The sequence below is a fragment of the Corynebacterium renale genome, from assembly GCF_002563965.1.
Classification (GTDB): domain Bacteria; phylum Actinomycetota; class Actinomycetes; order Mycobacteriales; family Mycobacteriaceae; genus Corynebacterium; species Corynebacterium renale.
Genome location: NZ_PDJF01000001.1, coordinates 1630230 through 1646584, shown reverse-complemented (window position 1 = coordinate 1646584; position 16355 = coordinate 1630230). Strand labels below are relative to the sequence as shown.

Annotated in this window: 18 protein-coding genes; 2 read left to right on the top strand and 16 right to left on the bottom strand. The window is 57.8% G+C overall.

The window, feature by feature from the left end; translation table 11 throughout:
- Nucleotides 1-13 precede the first annotated feature (13 nt).
- Entirely contained in the window at nucleotides 14-757 is a 744-nt protein-coding gene (locus ATK06_RS07710) for a DivIVA domain-containing protein (RefSeq protein WP_048379656.1), read from the bottom strand.
- 153 nt (nucleotides 758-910) lie between these two features.
- A complete protein-coding gene (gdhA, locus tag ATK06_RS07705; protein ID WP_098389134.1) occupies nucleotides 911-2254 on the bottom strand; it encodes an NADP-specific glutamate dehydrogenase in 1344 nt (447 codons plus the stop codon).
- A 218-nt stretch (nucleotides 2255-2472) separates the two neighbouring features.
- On the opposite strand from gdhA, the gene ATK06_RS07700 reads away from it, so the two are divergent.
- Entirely contained in the window at nucleotides 2473-3585 is a 1113-nt protein-coding gene (locus ATK06_RS07700; RefSeq protein WP_048379658.1) for a glycerate kinase, read from the top strand.
- Here the strand turns inward: ATK06_RS07700 and ATK06_RS07695 are convergent.
- Nucleotides 3582-4025 (bottom strand): hypothetical protein, encoded by a 444-nt coding sequence (locus ATK06_RS07695; protein WP_231913515.1) that lies wholly within the window; start codon nucleotides 4023-4025, stop codon nucleotides 3582-3584. The two genes, ATK06_RS07700 and ATK06_RS07695, sit on opposite strands and share 4 nt — an antisense overlap.
- On the opposite strand from ATK06_RS07695, the gene ATK06_RS07690 reads away from it, so the two are divergent.
- On the top strand, nucleotides 4024-5274 hold the full coding sequence (locus tag ATK06_RS07690; protein WP_098389133.1) for an amidohydrolase: 1251 nt from the start codon (nucleotides 4024-4026) through the stop codon (nucleotides 5272-5274). The genes ATK06_RS07695 and ATK06_RS07690 overlap by 2 nt on opposite strands.
- 81 nt (nucleotides 5275-5355) lie before the next feature.
- Here ATK06_RS07690 and pyk read toward each other — a convergent pair whose 3' ends face one another.
- The 13 genes from pyk to ATK06_RS07625 all read right to left on the bottom strand — a co-directional run bounded on the left by pyk (nucleotide 5356) and on the right by ATK06_RS07625 (nucleotide 16340).
- Nucleotides 5356-6810 (bottom strand): pyruvate kinase, encoded by a 1455-nt coding sequence (gene pyk, locus ATK06_RS07685; protein ID WP_098389132.1) that lies wholly within the window; start codon nucleotides 6808-6810, stop codon nucleotides 5356-5358.
- An 80-nt stretch (nucleotides 6811-6890) separates the two neighbouring features.
- Nucleotides 6891-7784: a prolipoprotein diacylglyceryl transferase gene (gene lgt / locus ATK06_RS07680; protein ID WP_048379662.1), complete on the bottom strand. Its 894-nt coding sequence runs from the start codon at nucleotides 7782-7784 to the stop codon at nucleotides 6891-6893.
- Nucleotides 7785-7852: 68 nt separating this feature from the next.
- Nucleotides 7853-8569 carry a hypothetical protein gene (locus ATK06_RS11115; protein WP_111704145.1) on the bottom strand — a complete coding sequence of 239 codons (717 nt, stop codon included), beginning with the start codon at nucleotides 8567-8569 and terminating at the stop codon, nucleotides 7853-7855.
- An 85-nt stretch (nucleotides 8570-8654) separates the two neighbouring features.
- Nucleotides 8655-9302 (bottom strand): TIGR02234 family membrane protein, encoded by a 648-nt coding sequence (locus tag ATK06_RS07670; RefSeq protein WP_231913516.1) that lies wholly within the window; start codon nucleotides 9300-9302, stop codon nucleotides 8655-8657.
- Nucleotides 9295-9669, bottom strand: coding sequence for a phosphoribosyl-AMP cyclohydrolase (gene hisI, locus ATK06_RS07665; RefSeq protein WP_048379304.1), 375 nt, complete (start codon nucleotides 9667-9669; stop codon nucleotides 9295-9297). Before hisI ends, ATK06_RS07670 begins: the two co-directional genes overlap by 8 nt.
- A complete protein-coding gene (gene hisF / locus ATK06_RS07660) occupies nucleotides 9666-10445 on the bottom strand; it encodes an imidazole glycerol phosphate synthase subunit HisF (RefSeq protein ID WP_048379306.1) in 780 nt (259 codons plus the stop codon). Before hisF ends, hisI begins: the two co-directional genes overlap by 4 nt.
- 84 nt (nucleotides 10446-10529) lie before the next feature.
- A complete protein-coding gene (locus ATK06_RS07655; protein ID WP_053072615.1) occupies nucleotides 10530-11297 on the bottom strand; it encodes an inositol monophosphatase family protein in 768 nt (255 codons plus the stop codon).
- A gap of 5 nt (nucleotides 11298-11302) precedes the next feature.
- Complete coding sequence (gene priA / locus ATK06_RS07650; RefSeq protein ID WP_048379308.1) at nucleotides 11303-12046, bottom strand: bifunctional 1-(5-phosphoribosyl)-5-((5-phosphoribosylamino)methylideneamino)imidazole-4-carboxamide isomerase/phosphoribosylanthranilate isomerase PriA; 744 nt, start codon at nucleotides 12044-12046, stop codon at nucleotides 11303-11305.
- 63 nt (nucleotides 12047-12109) lie between these two features.
- A complete protein-coding gene (hisH, locus tag ATK06_RS07645; RefSeq protein WP_048379310.1) occupies nucleotides 12110-12751 on the bottom strand; it encodes an imidazole glycerol phosphate synthase subunit HisH in 642 nt (213 codons plus the stop codon).
- 48 nt (nucleotides 12752-12799) lie between these two features.
- Nucleotides 12800-14224, bottom strand: a complete 1425-nt coding sequence (locus ATK06_RS07640; protein WP_098389129.1) for an MFS transporter — start codon at nucleotides 14222-14224, stop codon at nucleotides 12800-12802.
- Between the two features lies 1 nt (nucleotide 14225).
- A complete protein-coding gene (locus ATK06_RS07635; protein ID WP_048379312.1) occupies nucleotides 14226-14438 on the bottom strand; it encodes a hypothetical protein in 213 nt (70 codons plus the stop codon).
- Between the two features lie 173 nt (nucleotides 14439-14611).
- Nucleotides 14612-15214, bottom strand: coding sequence for an imidazoleglycerol-phosphate dehydratase HisB (hisB, locus tag ATK06_RS07630; RefSeq protein WP_048379313.1), 603 nt, complete (start codon nucleotides 15212-15214; stop codon nucleotides 14612-14614).
- Between the two features lie 16 nt (nucleotides 15215-15230).
- Entirely contained in the window at nucleotides 15231-16340 is a 1110-nt protein-coding gene (locus ATK06_RS07625) for a histidinol-phosphate transaminase (protein WP_098389427.1), read from the bottom strand.
- Nucleotides 16341-16355: the final 15 nt, after the last annotated feature.

The following is a 16355-nucleotide window of genomic DNA, read 5'->3' as shown; positions in this document are numbered from 1 at the left end:
GGTTCTTCTTGGCTTATCGACGTTCCTCACGGTCATAGTCCTGGGACCGACTGTAGCGGGCTTCCCCTCCAGCAGCGCCCGCTCCCCGACGTAGTGCGGCGCGGTCGCGGGAAATGGTGCGCAGAACTCCAGAAAGTGACTCTTCAAATTCCGCCAATTTAGTGTCCACGAACTGGTCGCAGTCACTGCGTAGTTTCTTGGAATCCGCGTGCGCCGCATCGACAACGTGGCGTGCTTCCTCGTTAGCCCGGCGAACGACCTCGGATTCGGAAACCAAACGCTCCTGCTCCGCTAGACCATCATCGACGCTGCGCTGGTAAGCAGCGTTACCTTCATTGATCAGGCGGTCAGACTCAGCGCGCGCACGCGCGACTGCATCATCAGCATCGTTGTGTGCACGCTCGAGAAGCGCATTGGAGTCTTCCTCGGCCCGGGCTACGAGGCTGGTAGCACGTTGTTGGGCGTCCGCGAGCATATCTTCGGACTCATTGTGAGCTGCACCGACGATGTCTTGGGCTTGACGTTGCGCATCGGCGACCGTTTGGTCAGCCTGCTGCTGTGCATCGCGGAGAATCTCAGCTTGCTTGTCCAAGACGTCTTGAGCGTCATCGATTTCCATCGGCAGTGCGTTGCGGAGATCATCTAAGAGTGCCAGCACTTCATTTCGAGGCACCATGCAGTTGGATGTCATCGGCACGCCGTACGCCTGCTCGACAGTTTGGACGAGTTCATCAAGGGCTTCAAAAACGCGGTACATGGTCTTGTATCCTACCTGCATCAGAATCCTGCTGTCTGGACTGCGTGACGCGTGTTGGCACAGTCAAGCCACTCTGCCCTTGCCGCCCCTGCTGTCGCGTGCACAAGCAAACCCAGGGCACCACTACTGGCCCCTGGGTTTTAGTGACGGTTTTTAGATAACGCCTTGGTGCAGCATCGCGTCGGCTACCTTCTTGAACCCGGCAATGTTCGCACCAGCCACGTAGTCCCCCTCGCAATCATATTCACGGGCGGTACGTTCCATGTTCTTAAAAATGTTGGACATGATGCTGTGCAAACGGTCGTCGGTGTACTCGAAGGACCACGAATCGCGCGAAGCGTTCTGCTGCATTTCCAGCGCGGAAGTTGCCACTCCGCCAGCGTTAGCAGCCTTGCCCGGCGCGAAGTTCATGTTTTCGCGGCGGAAGACTTCAATCGCTTTTGCAGTAGACGGCATATTTGCGCCTTCAGCGACGTACTTGCAGCCGCCGTCGACAAGCTTCTGTGCTGCAACATGGTCGAGTTCATTTTGGGTTGCGCACGGCAGGGCCACGTCGCATTCAAGGTCCCAGATACTGCCTTCGGTATGCAATGTGGCGCCAGTGGTGTCGTTCACGTAATCGGCGACGCGGCCCCGACGCTTTTCCTTGACGTCTTTGAGCAAATTCACGTCCACACCATGTGGCGTGTGTACGTAGGCTGAAGAGTCCGAGAAGCCGACCACAGTTGCGCCTAGTTCCTGCGCTTTTTCGATGGCGTAGATGGCCACATTTCCGGAGCCTGAAACGAGTACTCGTGCTCCCGCCAAGGATTCCTTATGGGTACGCAGCATTTCCGCGGTGAGGTATACCAAGCCGTATCCGGTGGCCTCGGTCCGCACGAGGGACCCGCCCCACGTCAGTCCTTTGCCGGTGAGGACTCCGGATTCGTGGTTGTTAGCTAGGCGGCGGTATTGGCCGAAAAGGTAACCAATTTCGCGTCCACCCACTCCGATGTCGCCTGCAGGGACGTCACGGTATTCGCCAATGTGGCGGAAGAGTTCCGTCATGAAGGATTGGCAGAACCGCATGATTTCCATATCGGAGCGGCCCTTCGGGTTGAAGTCCGAGCCACCCTTACCGCCGCCGATGGGCAGGCCGGTCAGCGAGTTTTTAAAGATCTGCTCGAAGCCCAAGAACTTGATGATCCCCAGGTTGACTGACGGGTGGAATCGAAGACCGCCTTTGTAGGGGCCGAGTGCCGAATTGAACTGGACGCGGAAGCCACGGTTGACTTGGACCTGTCCGGCGTCATCAATCCACGGCACGCGGAAAATAAGTTGGCGTTCTGGTTCACAAAGACGCTCCAGAAGGGCATTGTCTGTGTAGTGAGGGTCGGTACGCAGCACGATCTTCAGGGATTCCAGGACTTCACCTACTGCCTGGTGAAATTCAGGTTCCCCTGGATTGCGCTTCCGTAGTGTGTCGTAGATGGAGGACACTGTAGCGTCAATATTCATGAGGGGATCCTTTCACGCGGGTCAGCGACGGGCTGAATGTCCGCCGCGTGTGCTAACGAAGCGTAATTATGCCACAGTACAAATGTCCCATATCGCAATTTGCGCGCCCAAATAAATATTTGTGTTCCACTTCACATTTTCCCAACCTGCTGCACAACGGGCCTGCGAATCACCACCTCACACGTCGCCATTCAGCGGGATAAGGCACAATGTTGACCATGGAAAACACCGGAAGCAACGGACCACGTATCGTCATCGCCCCTGATTCTTTCAAAGGAACCGCCACCGCCGAGGAAGCCGCGACATGGCTGGGAACCGGGGTGCAAAAGGTGCTCCCGGATGCGGACATCCATATCACTCCGATGGCAGACGGCGGCGAAGGAACGTCCCTGGCTTTTGGTGGACAGCGGATTACGCTGCCAACAACAGACGCAGCCGGCCGTCTCACCGAGGCCTCCTATACCTGGGACGAAACCACGGCAACCGCATATATCGATGTTGCCGCAGCCACCGGTTTACCAGCGGTCAGCGACGCTCCTGTCCCCCTCACCGGCGATACCTACGGCACCGGTGTCCTCATCGCGGATGCCCAAACCCGTGGCGCCCACACCATAGCGTTGGCCCTCGGCGGTTCTGCGACCGTCGATGGCGGCTCCGGCATCCTTGTCGCATTAGGAGCTCAACCCCTCAACCCACATGGGTACGCCGTCCCCCACGGCGGCGGCTACTTAGGCGCAGTCGACCGGGTTGACACCGCACAGCTCAACGTAGCGGCTGCGAGCATGAATTGGGTACTGCTCAGCGATGTCAACTCCCCCGCTACGGGGCCACAGGGTGCCGCTGCCGTATTCGGCCCACAAAAAGGTGCCGAGCCCGAAGACGTTGAACTTCTCGACGCCGCACTGGACCACTGGTGCAAAGTCCTGGAGGTAGATCCTTCGATCCCCGGCATGGGGGCGGCGGGCGGTATCGGCATTGGCATCACCTGGCTGTCGCGCCTTATTCATGGCGACGACACCCACGTTCTCATCCGACCAGGTGCCCCCGTCGTGGCGGCATCGCTTGGCATTCCCGAGCTCCTGGAGACCGCCGACCTCATCATCACCGGCGAAGGCGCACTGGACAGCCAGACCGCGACCGGCAAAGTAGTCCACACAATTAACCAACTAGCCACACAACGCGGCGTTCGCGTCGCCATCGCTGCCGGCACAATCGCACCAGAGGCCCGCATCCCTGGAGCCCTCCACGCTGAGCTCAAAAAGGACACGCCAGTCAAAGAGCAGCTTATCGACGCCGGCGAGCGCCTAGCCCGCGACTTCCTTGCAGGTTAAGGCCGAATATTTACGGTCCACGGGTACGTGGCTGCCTGCTCGAAGGACTGCTCGTCGTGCAGCGCCACTGGATCTGCCGGCAGAACAGCCTTAGGCGTGAGGAATCCAGCGAGCGCCATGGCAAGACCGTTCAGTGAACCCGTAGCTCCCTCAATCGTAAAGATATAGCGAGCTACCGAAGGCGACTCCATATCCTGACCGTCATGTTCTTCTCGGTACGTCGCCTCGAGTTGCTTCACGACGTCGTTAAGCACCTGTGGCGCGGCGTCAAAATCGACAGACACTGCAGATACCTTGTCGGCTGCGAGTAGTTTTGCACACGCCCGCTGAAATGTGGCGTGTAGGTTTTCGCCATAACCATGCGGAATGAGAACATCAAACTGGATAGTTGCCATGGCTCCACACGGTAGTCGAAAACCGCGGTCTATAGTTTTAGCCATGAGAATTGCGCACCTCCTTGCCACGACCACGGCCGACTTGAGCTTCCAGAAACCCCTCTACGAGCATCTGCACGCCCACCCCGAACTCTCGGGAATGGAGCGCGCAACCGCTGAAGTGATTGCCCAGCAGCTGGAGCGCTTCGATTGTGAAGTCCTGACCGGAATCGGCGGCTTTGGTCTGGTAGCTATCTTCCGCAACGGTGAAGGCCCCACGGCGTTAATGCGCGCAGACTTTGATGCCCTGCCGGTGCAAGAAACAACTGGAGTCCCCTACGCTTCAACCCGTATTCAGGCTCGTCCTGATGGCTCCACGACCCCGGTCATGCACGCGTGTGGCCACGACATGCACGTCACCGCGCTCTTAGGAGCGTGTGCAATCCTTGACCACGAACGCGATGCATGGCAGGGCACCTTCATCGCTTTATTCCAACCGGCCGAAGAAACCGGAGTCGGCGCAGACGCCATGATCGCCGACGGACTCACCCAACGCATCCCCACCCCTGACGTTTGCTTTGGCCAACACGTCATGCCCGGGCGCGCCGGCGAAGTACAAACTTTGCGCGGACCACAACTGGCAGCGGCAGATTCAATCACAATCACCATTCCTGGCGTGAGTGCCCACGGGTCCATGCCTCACAAGGCAATCGACCCCACCCTGGTAGCGGCCATGATTATCATTCGCCTGCAAGCAATCGTGGGACGCGAGGTAGACCCGAACGAATTCGCGGTAGTCACCGTCGGATCGGTGCAGGCCGGAACCACGAACAACATCATTCCGGACTCCGCACGGCTACTCCTGAATTGCCGTTTCTACAACGATGAAGTTAAACAGCGAGTCTTAAGCGCCATCGAACGCGTAGTCCGTGCAGAATGTCAGGCTTCGAACTGCCCCGATGATCCGACCTTTGAATATTGGTCGCATGCCGAACTTACAGACAATACCCCCGCGGTGTTTGATGTCGTTCGCCCCAACTTCGACGAAGTCTTCGGGAAAGAATCGACTACCGCAATCAGATCTACAGTCTCTGAAGACTTCTCCCACATCCCACGTGCTTTCGGTAGTCCCTACCTTTTCTGGTTCATCGGTTGCACACCCCAGGCACTGTGGGACCAGGCAGTAGAAGCCGGCACTACCGACACCGATGTCCCCGTGAATCACATGTCTACATTCATCCCCGAATACGAACCCACCGTCAAGGCTGCAACCCACGCCGGCGTGGTGGCAGCACTGTCATACCTCGGGCGCTAAAACCTAACACGGCATGTGCCGGTGCAGCGCAACAGTAAAGCCGTGGCATGGAAACATGCCACGGCTTTCAACGTTGAGTTCTTAGCGACGTTCGCCTACAGCGCGGTCATTGCTAGGAACCTGGGTGAAAGAATCACCCAACTGGTGTACGTGCACCATGTTGGTGTTGCCTTCGATTCCTGGAGGCGTACCTGCAACGACGACAACCATGTCATTCTGGCTGTACTCGTCCATAGCCAACAGCTGATCGTTGATAGCTGCCATCATGTCATCGGTGGTGACAACATCGCGGCTCTGGAAAGCCTTGGTACCCCACGTCAGGGCCAGCTGGTTGCGGACCTGAAGGTTCGGGGTGAAGACGAGCAGCGGCAGGTGAGAATGCAGGCGTGCAACACGACGCGCCGTGTCACCAGAGGTGGTGAACGCTACGATTGCCTTCGCGTTGAGGCGCTCTGCAATGTCGCGAGCCGAGTAGCACATGACACCACGCTTGGTGCGCGGGATGTGGCTCAGCGGAGGAACGGTTGCGCCGTTCTCTGCCTGGCGGACGATACGCGACATGGTGCGCACAACGTTGTGTGGGTCCACGCCGACGGAAGTCTCGCCGGAGAGCATGACTGCGTCAGCGCCGTCAAGCACAGCGTTAGCAACGTCGGATGCTTCCGCACGGGTTGGGCGGGAGTTGGTGATCATGGAATCCAGCATCTGGGTTGCCACGACTACAGGCTTAGCGTTCTCACGAGCAATCTGGATTGCGCGCTTCTGGAACAGCGGGACCTGCTCAAGCGGAACCTCGACACCCAAGTCGCCACGAGCAACCATGATGCCATCGAATGCCAGAACAATGGACTCGACTGCAGAAACAGCCTCTGGCTTCTCTAGTTTTGCGATGACCGGGATGCGACGGCCAACCTCATCCATGATTTCGTGGACCAGGTCAACGTCAGCCGGCGAACGGACAAACGACAGCGCGATGATGTCGACACCGAGTTCGAGCGCGTAGCGCAGATCCTTCTTGTCCTTCTCAGACAAAGCTGGAACGGAGATATCCATCCCGGGCAGGGAAACACCCTTGTGGTCAGAGACCGGGCCGCCTTCGACAACCTCGCAGACGACATCGTTGCCGTCTACCTCGAGGCATACAAGGCCGACCTTGCCGTCGTCGACAAGCAGGCGATCCCCAGGCTTCGCGTCCTTAGCCAGGTTCTTGTAGGTCGTTGAGACGCGGTCATGGGTGCCTTCCACGTCATCAACGGTGATACGGACAACCTCGCCGTTAGCCCAGTTGACCGGGCCTTCAGCGAAGGTGCCGAGGCGAATCTTTGGACCCTGAAGGTCAGCGAGGATACCTACTGGAAGTCCAGTCTCCTCAGACGCTTCACGCACCCATTGGTAATTCTGGGCATGGTCCTCGTGAGTACCATGCGAAAAGTTCATTCGGGCAACATTCATGCCATCTTGCACGAGGCGGACGATAGCGTCCTTGTTGGCAACTGCTGGCCCGAGCGTACAGACGATCTTGGTTCTTCTATCCACGAGTTCCAACCTAGTACTTTATTGGTGTTATCTCTAGGTTTTGGGAATATTTTCCGATTTATTCCGAAATTCGGACATCTTTATGGTTGCACGCCTTGCGGGGTCTCTTCAGAATCCTTTTTCGCCACTTGAACAGGGGTTTCTCGACCACGAGGAAGCTTGACAAATACCGTCACAGCAATAGCACACGTGATGAAAGACACGATGGTGTTGATTCGGAGACCGGCGACATGCATCGCGGCGTCATCACGCATGAGTTCCACACAGAACCGTCCTGCACAATACAGCGCTACGTACAGAGCAAATACCCGGCCATGTCCGAGCATGAATCGCTTGTCAGCCCAGAGCAGCACCACGCAGATAACCACATTAAGGACCAGCTCATACAAGAAGGTCGGGTGGACAGTAGCGATAATTTCGCCTGTCGAGTGCCCGGTGACCGGCGCATAACGGCCGTTTTCATCAACCCTGTAATACAGCTCCAAAGCCCACGGCACATCCGTAGGCCTACCGTACAACTCCTGGTTAAACCAGTTACCTAAACGGCCAATGCCTTGAGCAAGCACAATGCCCGGAGCAGCGGCATCCGCAAAAGGAGCAAACCGGATGCCCTTCACGCGGAAAAGCACCCACACGCCAAGCGTTCCAAGAAGCACTGCACCCCAGATGCCTAGCCCACCTTGATTCACTTTTAACACATCCCACGGATTAGCCCCGGGCCCAAAGTACTTGGGCCAATCCGTGGCCACGTGGTAGGCGCGGCCACCGATAATTCCGCAAATAACCACCACGATCGCTGCATCCCACACGTCATCGGCGTTACCGCCGCGAGCGGTGTATCGGCGCAGTGTCAACCAAATGGCGACCACAATACCGATGATGATGCACACCGCGTATGCCCTAATTGGGATGCTTCCCAAGTACCAGACACCCTGCGACGGCGATGGGATATTTGCCAGAAAGTAGGTTTGCACCCCACTAGTGTGCCAGCCCACTGGCTAAAACGCACGACCGCCTAGCCCTTTACAGTCCAGACGTGTTGTTAGCGGAACAAGACCGCCGGATGGGTACCCATAGATTCGCACGTACGAAGGCGTTGGACGGCCGTAATATCATCCTCATCAGGCAGGCGCGCAGGTACGCACACGGTTTTCACACCCTCACGGGCGATTCCTAACACCTCGCGTGGCTGCGCCACACCGCCGATAATTGTGGTTACTAAACCCAACTCTTCAACAGTTTCCTGCAATTGAGGAGCAGTCACGACGTCCGTAGCAATCGCTCGCGCCCCTGCAGCATGTGCGGCATGTACTTCTCTAATGCAGCCCACACCCACTAACGGATACAAGCCTAAAGAAAAAGCCCGCTCCACAAGGCCCACCAACTGACTCTCCATCGTCCAAGCAGCAGGGATAAATACCGCAGACGTTCCAGCGGCACGGTGCTCATGTAACTGATAACTGGTCAGCACGGGAACCAAGGACATGTCCGGGCACCATGAATCTTCGCCTTCCACTGGGGTGTAGTCATTACTCACCACGCACGGAACGCCTGCCGTGCGCGCGATGGCGAGGTCCCGTGGATTACTTACCGTCGCACATACAGAACAACCGGGAGAATGCACAAGATTCTCCCGGTGAGACAACGCACAATGAGCGCCACGTGCCTGGACGGTTTCCAAGGGAACGTGGACTTGGCGCTGTTGGACGTCACGCAAAATATCCCCCGGACGCCATCTGCCTAGCATTGCATTATCCATAGCCCCTCACTACTGCGTAGTACGACGAACAAACACAAAGATGTGATATCCGCAATAATAATGACGGCCCATGTCAAGTTACTAATTAAGGGGTATGGCGGGGGTACTGTTCCGTAGGATCAATATCCGCATCCAGCGCATCCCACAAAGTACGCCCAGAATCAGGTTCACGCTGCAAGTCGTCCAGAGCTTTTTCTTTACGCGTTGTCGCGCGCTCATATTTTGTCCCGACGGCGTCGACGCCAGGGCGCATAGCTAACACGATCGCAGACACAAAAGCTACGGCCGCCCCGGCAATCGCAAGCGCTGGACCACCCGTGTGAGTATGCAGCTCGGTCAACTCTGCCCACGCATTAAGATTTACCGGCGCACTGGCACGCTGACTGGTCAATCCGGATGTCAACAACTCATGCACGCGGGTAGGGTCGACTCCCCTCGTCAACACCGAAACAGGCACCCAGGCCACAGCAGCTGCGGCCACTGCACACACCACGCCCACTATGCGGCGGCCCAGACGTCGCAAAGCAAATCCAGCCACACACCCGGCGGCTAGCAGCAACGCCACCGCGGTGAGTTCTGTTGACCATGCTGAACCAGACACTGTCTGTTCCACGGTGCCGGCTTTATCATCGAAAGCGGTGACCGCGATCCAATCCATACCCGCGCCAAACCACAAAGCAAGTGCGCCGATTCCCAAACCCGCCGCAGCGATCCTGGATTGCTTCTTACTCACTGATCGGGTCCTCCAGAATGAGACCGGCATCAAAGCACGTGCGATCGCCGGTATGGCACGCGCCACCAACCTGATCGATGAGGAGCAACACGGTATCCCCGTCACAGTCGAGACGTACTTCATGCACCTTCTGAGTATTGCCCGACGTGGCGCCCTTAACCCAATATTCTTTACGGGATCGCGACCAATAGGTCCCCTTTCGGGTCGCCAGCGTGAAGGCAAGCGCGTGCTTGTCCATCCACGCCATCATGAGCACCTCCCTGCTTTGGGCGTCCTGGACGATGGCCGGCACCAAACCGTCCGCGTTGAACTTCACACGCTGGGCAATTCCAGACGGCAATACGGCGTCCTCGGGTTGTAATGTCATTTCGTCCTTACCTCATATCCCGCTTCCGCCAACGCTTCTTTTACTTCACTGATGGATACTTCTCCGAAGTGGAAAATAGACGCCGCCAACACGGCCTGGGCACCAGCTGCGACTGCCGGTGGGAAATGTTCTGCTGCCCCGGCCCCACCAGAGGCAATCACAGGGACGTGGACGGCAGCGCACACCTTCTCTAACAACTCGATGTCGAAGCCATCCTTGGTGCCGTCCCCGTCCATAGAGTTCAAGAGGATTTCGCCAACCCCATACTCCTGGCCTTTAACCGCCCACTCGACAGCATCAATGCCAGCAGATTTAGTGCCACCGTGCGTCGTAACTTCGAAACCACTCGGCTGGGGCGTGCCCCCCTCAGGTACGCGGCGCGCATCCACGGACAAGACGATGCACTGGGACCCGAACTGCTGCGCCAATTCTCGCAACAGCTCCGGACGGGCGATCGCAGCAGTGTTTACGGATACCTTGTCGGCGCCGGCTGCAAGGAGTTCGCGGACATCGTCAACGCTGCGAACACCGCCGCCCACAGTCAGTGGGATGAATACTTCAGCTGCAGTACGGCGCACCACGTCGACCATCGTCGAGCGCCCTTCCTTAGACGCAGAGACGTCGAGGAACGTCATCTCATCAGCACCTTCAGCGTTATAGCGTGCAGCCAGCTCTACCGGATCGCCAGCATCACGCAAGTTTTCAAAATTAACGCCCTTGACAACACGACCGTTGTCCACATCCAAACACGGAATCACACGTACAGCGACCGCCATGGGTATCTCCTTTGCTCAAAGTAATGATCTACGTCTACGCGCCTGAAGCTAAAACACAGGCCCACGCTGGGGGCTAGTATTCGGTCAATGGTGCTGAGCACGCATCGTATCGAGTACCGTTTCAACGGCCTCGTGGGTGCCTGCAACTAGGGGCCCGGAACGTGGCGTCCACTCCTGCCCGTCAAGTGCCCGGACTTCCAGTCCAGCGCTTTCACATAGCAATGCGCCCGCGGCGTTATCCCACACGTGCGGTGACGTGGATACTGCTGCGCTGAAAATCCCTTGCGCAGCATAAGCCAAGTTCACGCCGACCGAACCTGTTACGCGCGGACGCAACGTTGTCTGTGCTAAATCAAACGCCAACTGGTTAATCGCCGAAAGCCCGACTACTTCGACTGTGGGATCGCAGCGGCGCGTACCCGTCTGCGGTACGCCATTGCGAACCAACTGGCCGCCGCGAACTGCGGTGTACCGCAGGCCACGCTGCGGAATGACTGTGACGGCAACTTCGACACGGTTATCCACAACTAAGCTAATGAGGACCGCACAATCGGGATTACCGGTAATGAAGTTTGATGTCCCGTCAATAGGATCAATGACCCACGTCGGTTCAGCGCCCAGTTCGCCACCTGTTTCTTCGCCCATCACGGCAAACCCAGTCGCAGTGTGCAGCCGCCGACGTAAGCGGCGTTCAATTTCCACGTCCACGTCAGTAACCACTGCCCCGGGCGCTTTCTCGTAACCATGCGCCAAGCCGAAGTGATCCATGATCATGTGGGCAGCGTACGACGCAGCATCCGTGGCGGTAGCCAAAAGCGCAGAATGGTTGAGTGGGTTTGAAAGCGTAGACATGGGTTTTAGCGTCCTAAGGCAGCGACGGCTTCCAAAGCGTGGCTGAGCGTGAAGCGGTTCTCATACAAAGCCTTGCCGATGATCGCAGAATCGATACCTTCATCTGCATATTCAGCAATCGAGGTGATGTCTTGGATGCTAGAAATTCCACCTGACGCAGTTACCAAAGCATCGGTGGCAGCGGAAACGTCGCGAAGCAGTTCTACGTTCGGTCCGCTGAGCGTACCGTCCTTTGAGACATCGGTGACGACGAATCGGGTACAACCGGCAGCGTCTAAACGCTCGATAACCTCCCACATATCCCCGCCGTCAGAGACCCAGCCGTTCGCCTTTGTCCGCCACTGTCCATCTTCGAACCGCACAGCAATATCCACCGCAACGCGGTCCCCATATTCCCCGAGGACGCGCGCAATCCACTCCGGTTGCGTCAGGGCAGCTGTCCCAATATTGACACGTTTCGCGCCGGTAGCAAGGGCACGTTCCAAAGACTCGTCGTCACGGATCCCGCCGGTCAGCTCCACCGCAATGTCAAGCTTCCCGGTAATCTCAGCCATCAAATCATGGTTGGAACCACGTCCAAACGCAGCATCCAGGTCGACAAAGTGGAGCCACTGCGCCCCCTGTTCCTGCCACTGCAGAGCAGCACTTAAGGGATCACCATAAGATTTCTCGGTGCCGGCTTCACCTTGATCAAGGCGTACTGCCTGTCCACGGACAACATCAACTGCAGGAAGCAAGGTAAACGTCATAGGTCGGTAGTCTACATGCTTGTGACAGGCCACACGTCACTGACGGTGGGGTCTACCCCACTTTTACAGTCGGCTAATCCAGTTGCGCAGGAGCTGCGCGCCTGCCTCGCCCGACTTTTCGGGGTGGAATTGTGTCGCCCAGAGGGTACCGTTGTCCACTGCAGCCACAAAGCGGTCATCTTCGTGCTGCGCCCAAAAAACCTCCGGGGCGCGGGTGAGACCGTCGGTTTCTAGCTCCCACGTGCGTGCTGCATACGAATGCACAAAATAGAAGCGTGTCTCCGGGTCAATGCCTGCAAACATCTCGGATTCAGCGATGCCTTCGACAATGTTCCAGCCCATGTGCGGCAGGATGCGGGTCTGGAGCTTCTCGACGACGCCAGGCCACTGCCCGCACCCCTCGGTAGTAACTCCGTGTTCGGTACCGGCGTCGAAAAGCACCTGCATCCCCACGCAGATACCTAAGACCGGGCGACCGCCAGCAAGGCGCTGGCCAATAATACGCGGACCGTGAATCGCGCGGAGATTCTTCATGCACGCCTCGTAGGCGCCAACGCCTGGAACAACTAGGCCCTCTGCCTCGAGTGCTTGATGCGGATCAGCTGTAAGGAAAACCTCTGCCCCAGCCTTCTCCAAGGCTCGAGCTGCAGATCGGATGTTACCTGCGCCATAATCCAGCAGCGCTACTCGTGGAGTTGAAATCATACCGTCATACTAACGGCGACACAGGCGATGAGCGTATTTAGACCCGTCCTACTGCCGCGGGCCAGGCCGTTGGGGGCGGCGGGCTTTACCACGGAGACGACGCGCCCCCTGGACAGCCTTGTACGCTACGGGAATCCGGCGCAAGCGTGCGCGTGTGTTGTTCGTCTCGGCGATGCGGTACTTGCCACCGATTTTGTCCAAGCACGTCACGACGAGCCCGGCAACAATAATCGCGGAACCCACTCCAAACGCACCCGCATAGGCTGCCTGTGCTGCGACCGCACCCAGGATGAAAGAACCAATGCCCGTACCCGCGTCGTAGGAAGAGTTCCAGTAGGCCGATGCCGAAGAAATCTGACTGCGGGGCAAGCGCGCGAACATAGTCAGCAGGGACTCGTTCTGAACAAACCCGAATCCGCCGCCGAAAAGAATCGCAGCAAGAACGAGCCACCACACGGACCACCCCTGTGCAAGGACGAGCGCCATGAGCCCGATACCCACCAGCCCCAGGATTTGTCCGGGGATCATGGTGCCACCAGCAACGCCACGCTTATCGGCGATAATTCCCGAGCTGTACCGGAAAATCATGCCCGCGCCACCCACAACTGAAAGCATGAGTCCGGCGAGCACCGCGCCGGTGACCGGATCAAGTTCACGAACGGCAGCCGGCAGGAATGAGGAGACCGCGCCGAAGCTCATCGACAGTGAGCAGATTGCGATGGCAGGGACAGTGACCAGCTTCCACGCCGGCGTATGCGCGGCCATGGTTGTCTGCGGTTGTCTAGCCTGCGAAGGACGAGCTTGGCCTTGGTGATCTTCCTGCGGGCCCTCTGGGATTGTGGCATTCGAATCGACTTCCACTTGGGTGGTTGGACGGATCTTGGGAATGCGCATGCACATCGCACCGGCAGTCAATCCGATAATCGCAGCCAGCACGCAGGCCGCCGGAAAACCCAGCATAGAGTCCACGATAAATAAGCCAAGAGGAAGGCCAACCATCTGGGACAGGCCAACGAGTAGGCCCATGGTGCCCGTGGCTTTACCTAGCAAACGATGCGGCACGAGCTCGGCAATCAGCGCAGATTGCGCCACTGTCAGTGCACCGAACCCCACGCCGCGGATTGCGGAGAACAGCAAAGCAGGCCCAGCCGTCATACCAAGGAGGTACCCCAACGCGGGCACGCCTAGCAACATCGCGGACACGACCATAACGGGGTTATATCCAAACTGGCGCAGTAGGCGTGGTGTAAATATCTGGGTGACCACGGTGGTCGCCATAAAGATGCCGGTTGTTGCGCCAGCTAGGGTGTTGGAACCGCCAGCGTCGAGAACAGCGGTGGGGATGACAGGAAGGAGAAGTGACCACGCGCCGAATGCACACGCGACGGCGATGATGGCTGCCAAATAACCCGGGCTTTTCCAAATACTGTCGAGCTTTTCTAGCTCATCGCGGTTCAGTGCCCGGATCGCCATGCTACGTCAAGCCTCCTACCATCCACAGAACTCCGCCGAGTGCTGCCATTACTCCCAGCACCCCAGCTATTACGGTCCATAGTTTCGATTCCGCCTGGTACGCGGACCAAGCGCCACCGATGAGAAGCCCACCGACGGCAAAAAGCGCGTACACCAACCATCGGTTTGGTTCGGCGTTAGGCGCTTCTTGCGCCACTGTAGCAAAAAACTCCACTGCTTTAACCTCTTTTTCTTCTCCTCGTGCGACGAATCTTGCAACCGCTCGCGGGCCCTATCCGGAAATACTTCCACTGTAGTGCGCTGTCCAGCAGAGCGGGCACAGCTCGCAGTACATAGGGCGCAGCAGGACTGTGTGCCTACTGCGCCCTATGTCCGTGCTAAAGATGCTTATAAGGCGCCCTTGGTCGACGGGATGCCGTGGACACGGGGATCGCGTTCCACTGCCTGACGCAAAGCCCGTGCAACGGCTTTGTACTCGGCCTCGGTGATATGGTGCGGGTCGCGGCCGTAATGGCAGATAACGTGCAGCGTAATACGCGAATTAAGAGCCAAGGATTCGAAGAAATGGTGGTTGATCACAGTGGCGTAGTGGCCACCGATGATTTGATGCACCATATGTTCGGGTTCGCCAGTCATCACGAAGTACGGCCGGCCAGAAATGTCGAGCACTGCTTCGACGAGGGTCTCATCCATGGGCAACTGCTGAGAGCCAAACCGGCGGATGCCGTTCTTGTCCCCAATAGCGTCGGCTAACGCGGTACCGAGCACAATCGCGGTGTCTTCGACGGTGTGATGGGCGTCGATATGCGTGTCGCCCTTCGCATGGACGGTGAGATCGAAACTGCCGTGCACGCCAAAGGCGGTGAGCATATGGTCAAAGAATGGCAGTCCCGTGTCGATGTCCACCTTGCCAGTTCCATCGAGGTTGATGGTGACGGTGATGTCGGACTCGCTTGTGGTGCGAGTTGCCGTCCCAATGCGCTCTGTCATTGTCTTGATCGTCTCCTTAACGTGCCGAAATGTATCCGACGAGCTGTTGCGCGGCGTCCAGGAAGGCATCATTTTCTTCCGGTAAACCGATGGTTGTCCGCAGGTGGCCATCCACTCCGACGTCACGGATGAGGATCCCACGGTCCAAAAATTCTTGCCACACTGCGTGTTGGTCGGCGAACGTACCAAAGAAAACAAAGTTCGATTCGCTGGGCACAACGTAGTAGCCCAATTCACTGAGGCGTGCAGCTACACGTGTGCGCTCTTCAGACAGCTTATCGACGGTCGCAAGCGTATCTTTACTGTGGCGCAAGGCTACCGTCGCTGCTGCCTGCGAAAGCACTGAAAGGTGGTATGGCAACCGAACGAGCATGACGGCTTCCACGAATGCTGGTGCTGCCACGAAGTATCCTAGGCGCCCACCGGCGAAATCGAATGCCTTTGACATAGTCCTCGACACGACCAACTTAGTGGGGTATTTCTCCAGCAAAGTTACCGCTGAGGGGCTGGCAGAAAACTCCATGTAGGCCTCGTCAACGATCACAATGCCGGGTGCGGCTTGCACGATGCGTTCGATGTCAGCGATGTCCGTGACATCACCGGTCGGGTTATTGGGCGTCGTGATGAACACGATTTCCGGTTGTTTGTCTGCGATCGTCTCCAGCGCGGTAGCGACGTCGATAGTGAAATCCTCACCGCGGGGGCAGTTCAGAAACTCGGTTTGCGTCCCCGCCGCCAGAATCGGGTGCATGGAGTAGCTGGGCTGGAAACCCAGCACGCTGCGCCCCGGCCCGCCAAAGGCCTGGAGCAGCTGCTGGAGGACCTCATTTGAGCCGTTCGCCGCCCAGAGATTATCGACGGTCACGGCAACACCAGTTTGCTTGCTCACATAATCTGCGAGCGCGGTGCGCAGTTCCACGGCATCACGTTCCGGGTACCTGTTCAAGGTCCGGGCAAGCCGAGCGACCTCTTCAGTGAGGTCTTTGATGAGCGCGTCGGATGGTGGATACGGGTTTTCGTTCGTATTCAGCGCTACGGGAACGTCCAGCTGAGGTGCTCCGTAAGCACTCTTGCCCCGTAATTCGTCTCGGATTGGGAGTTCGTCGAGGGAGATTTGGCCAGCCACTGTGCCGGGAGTGTA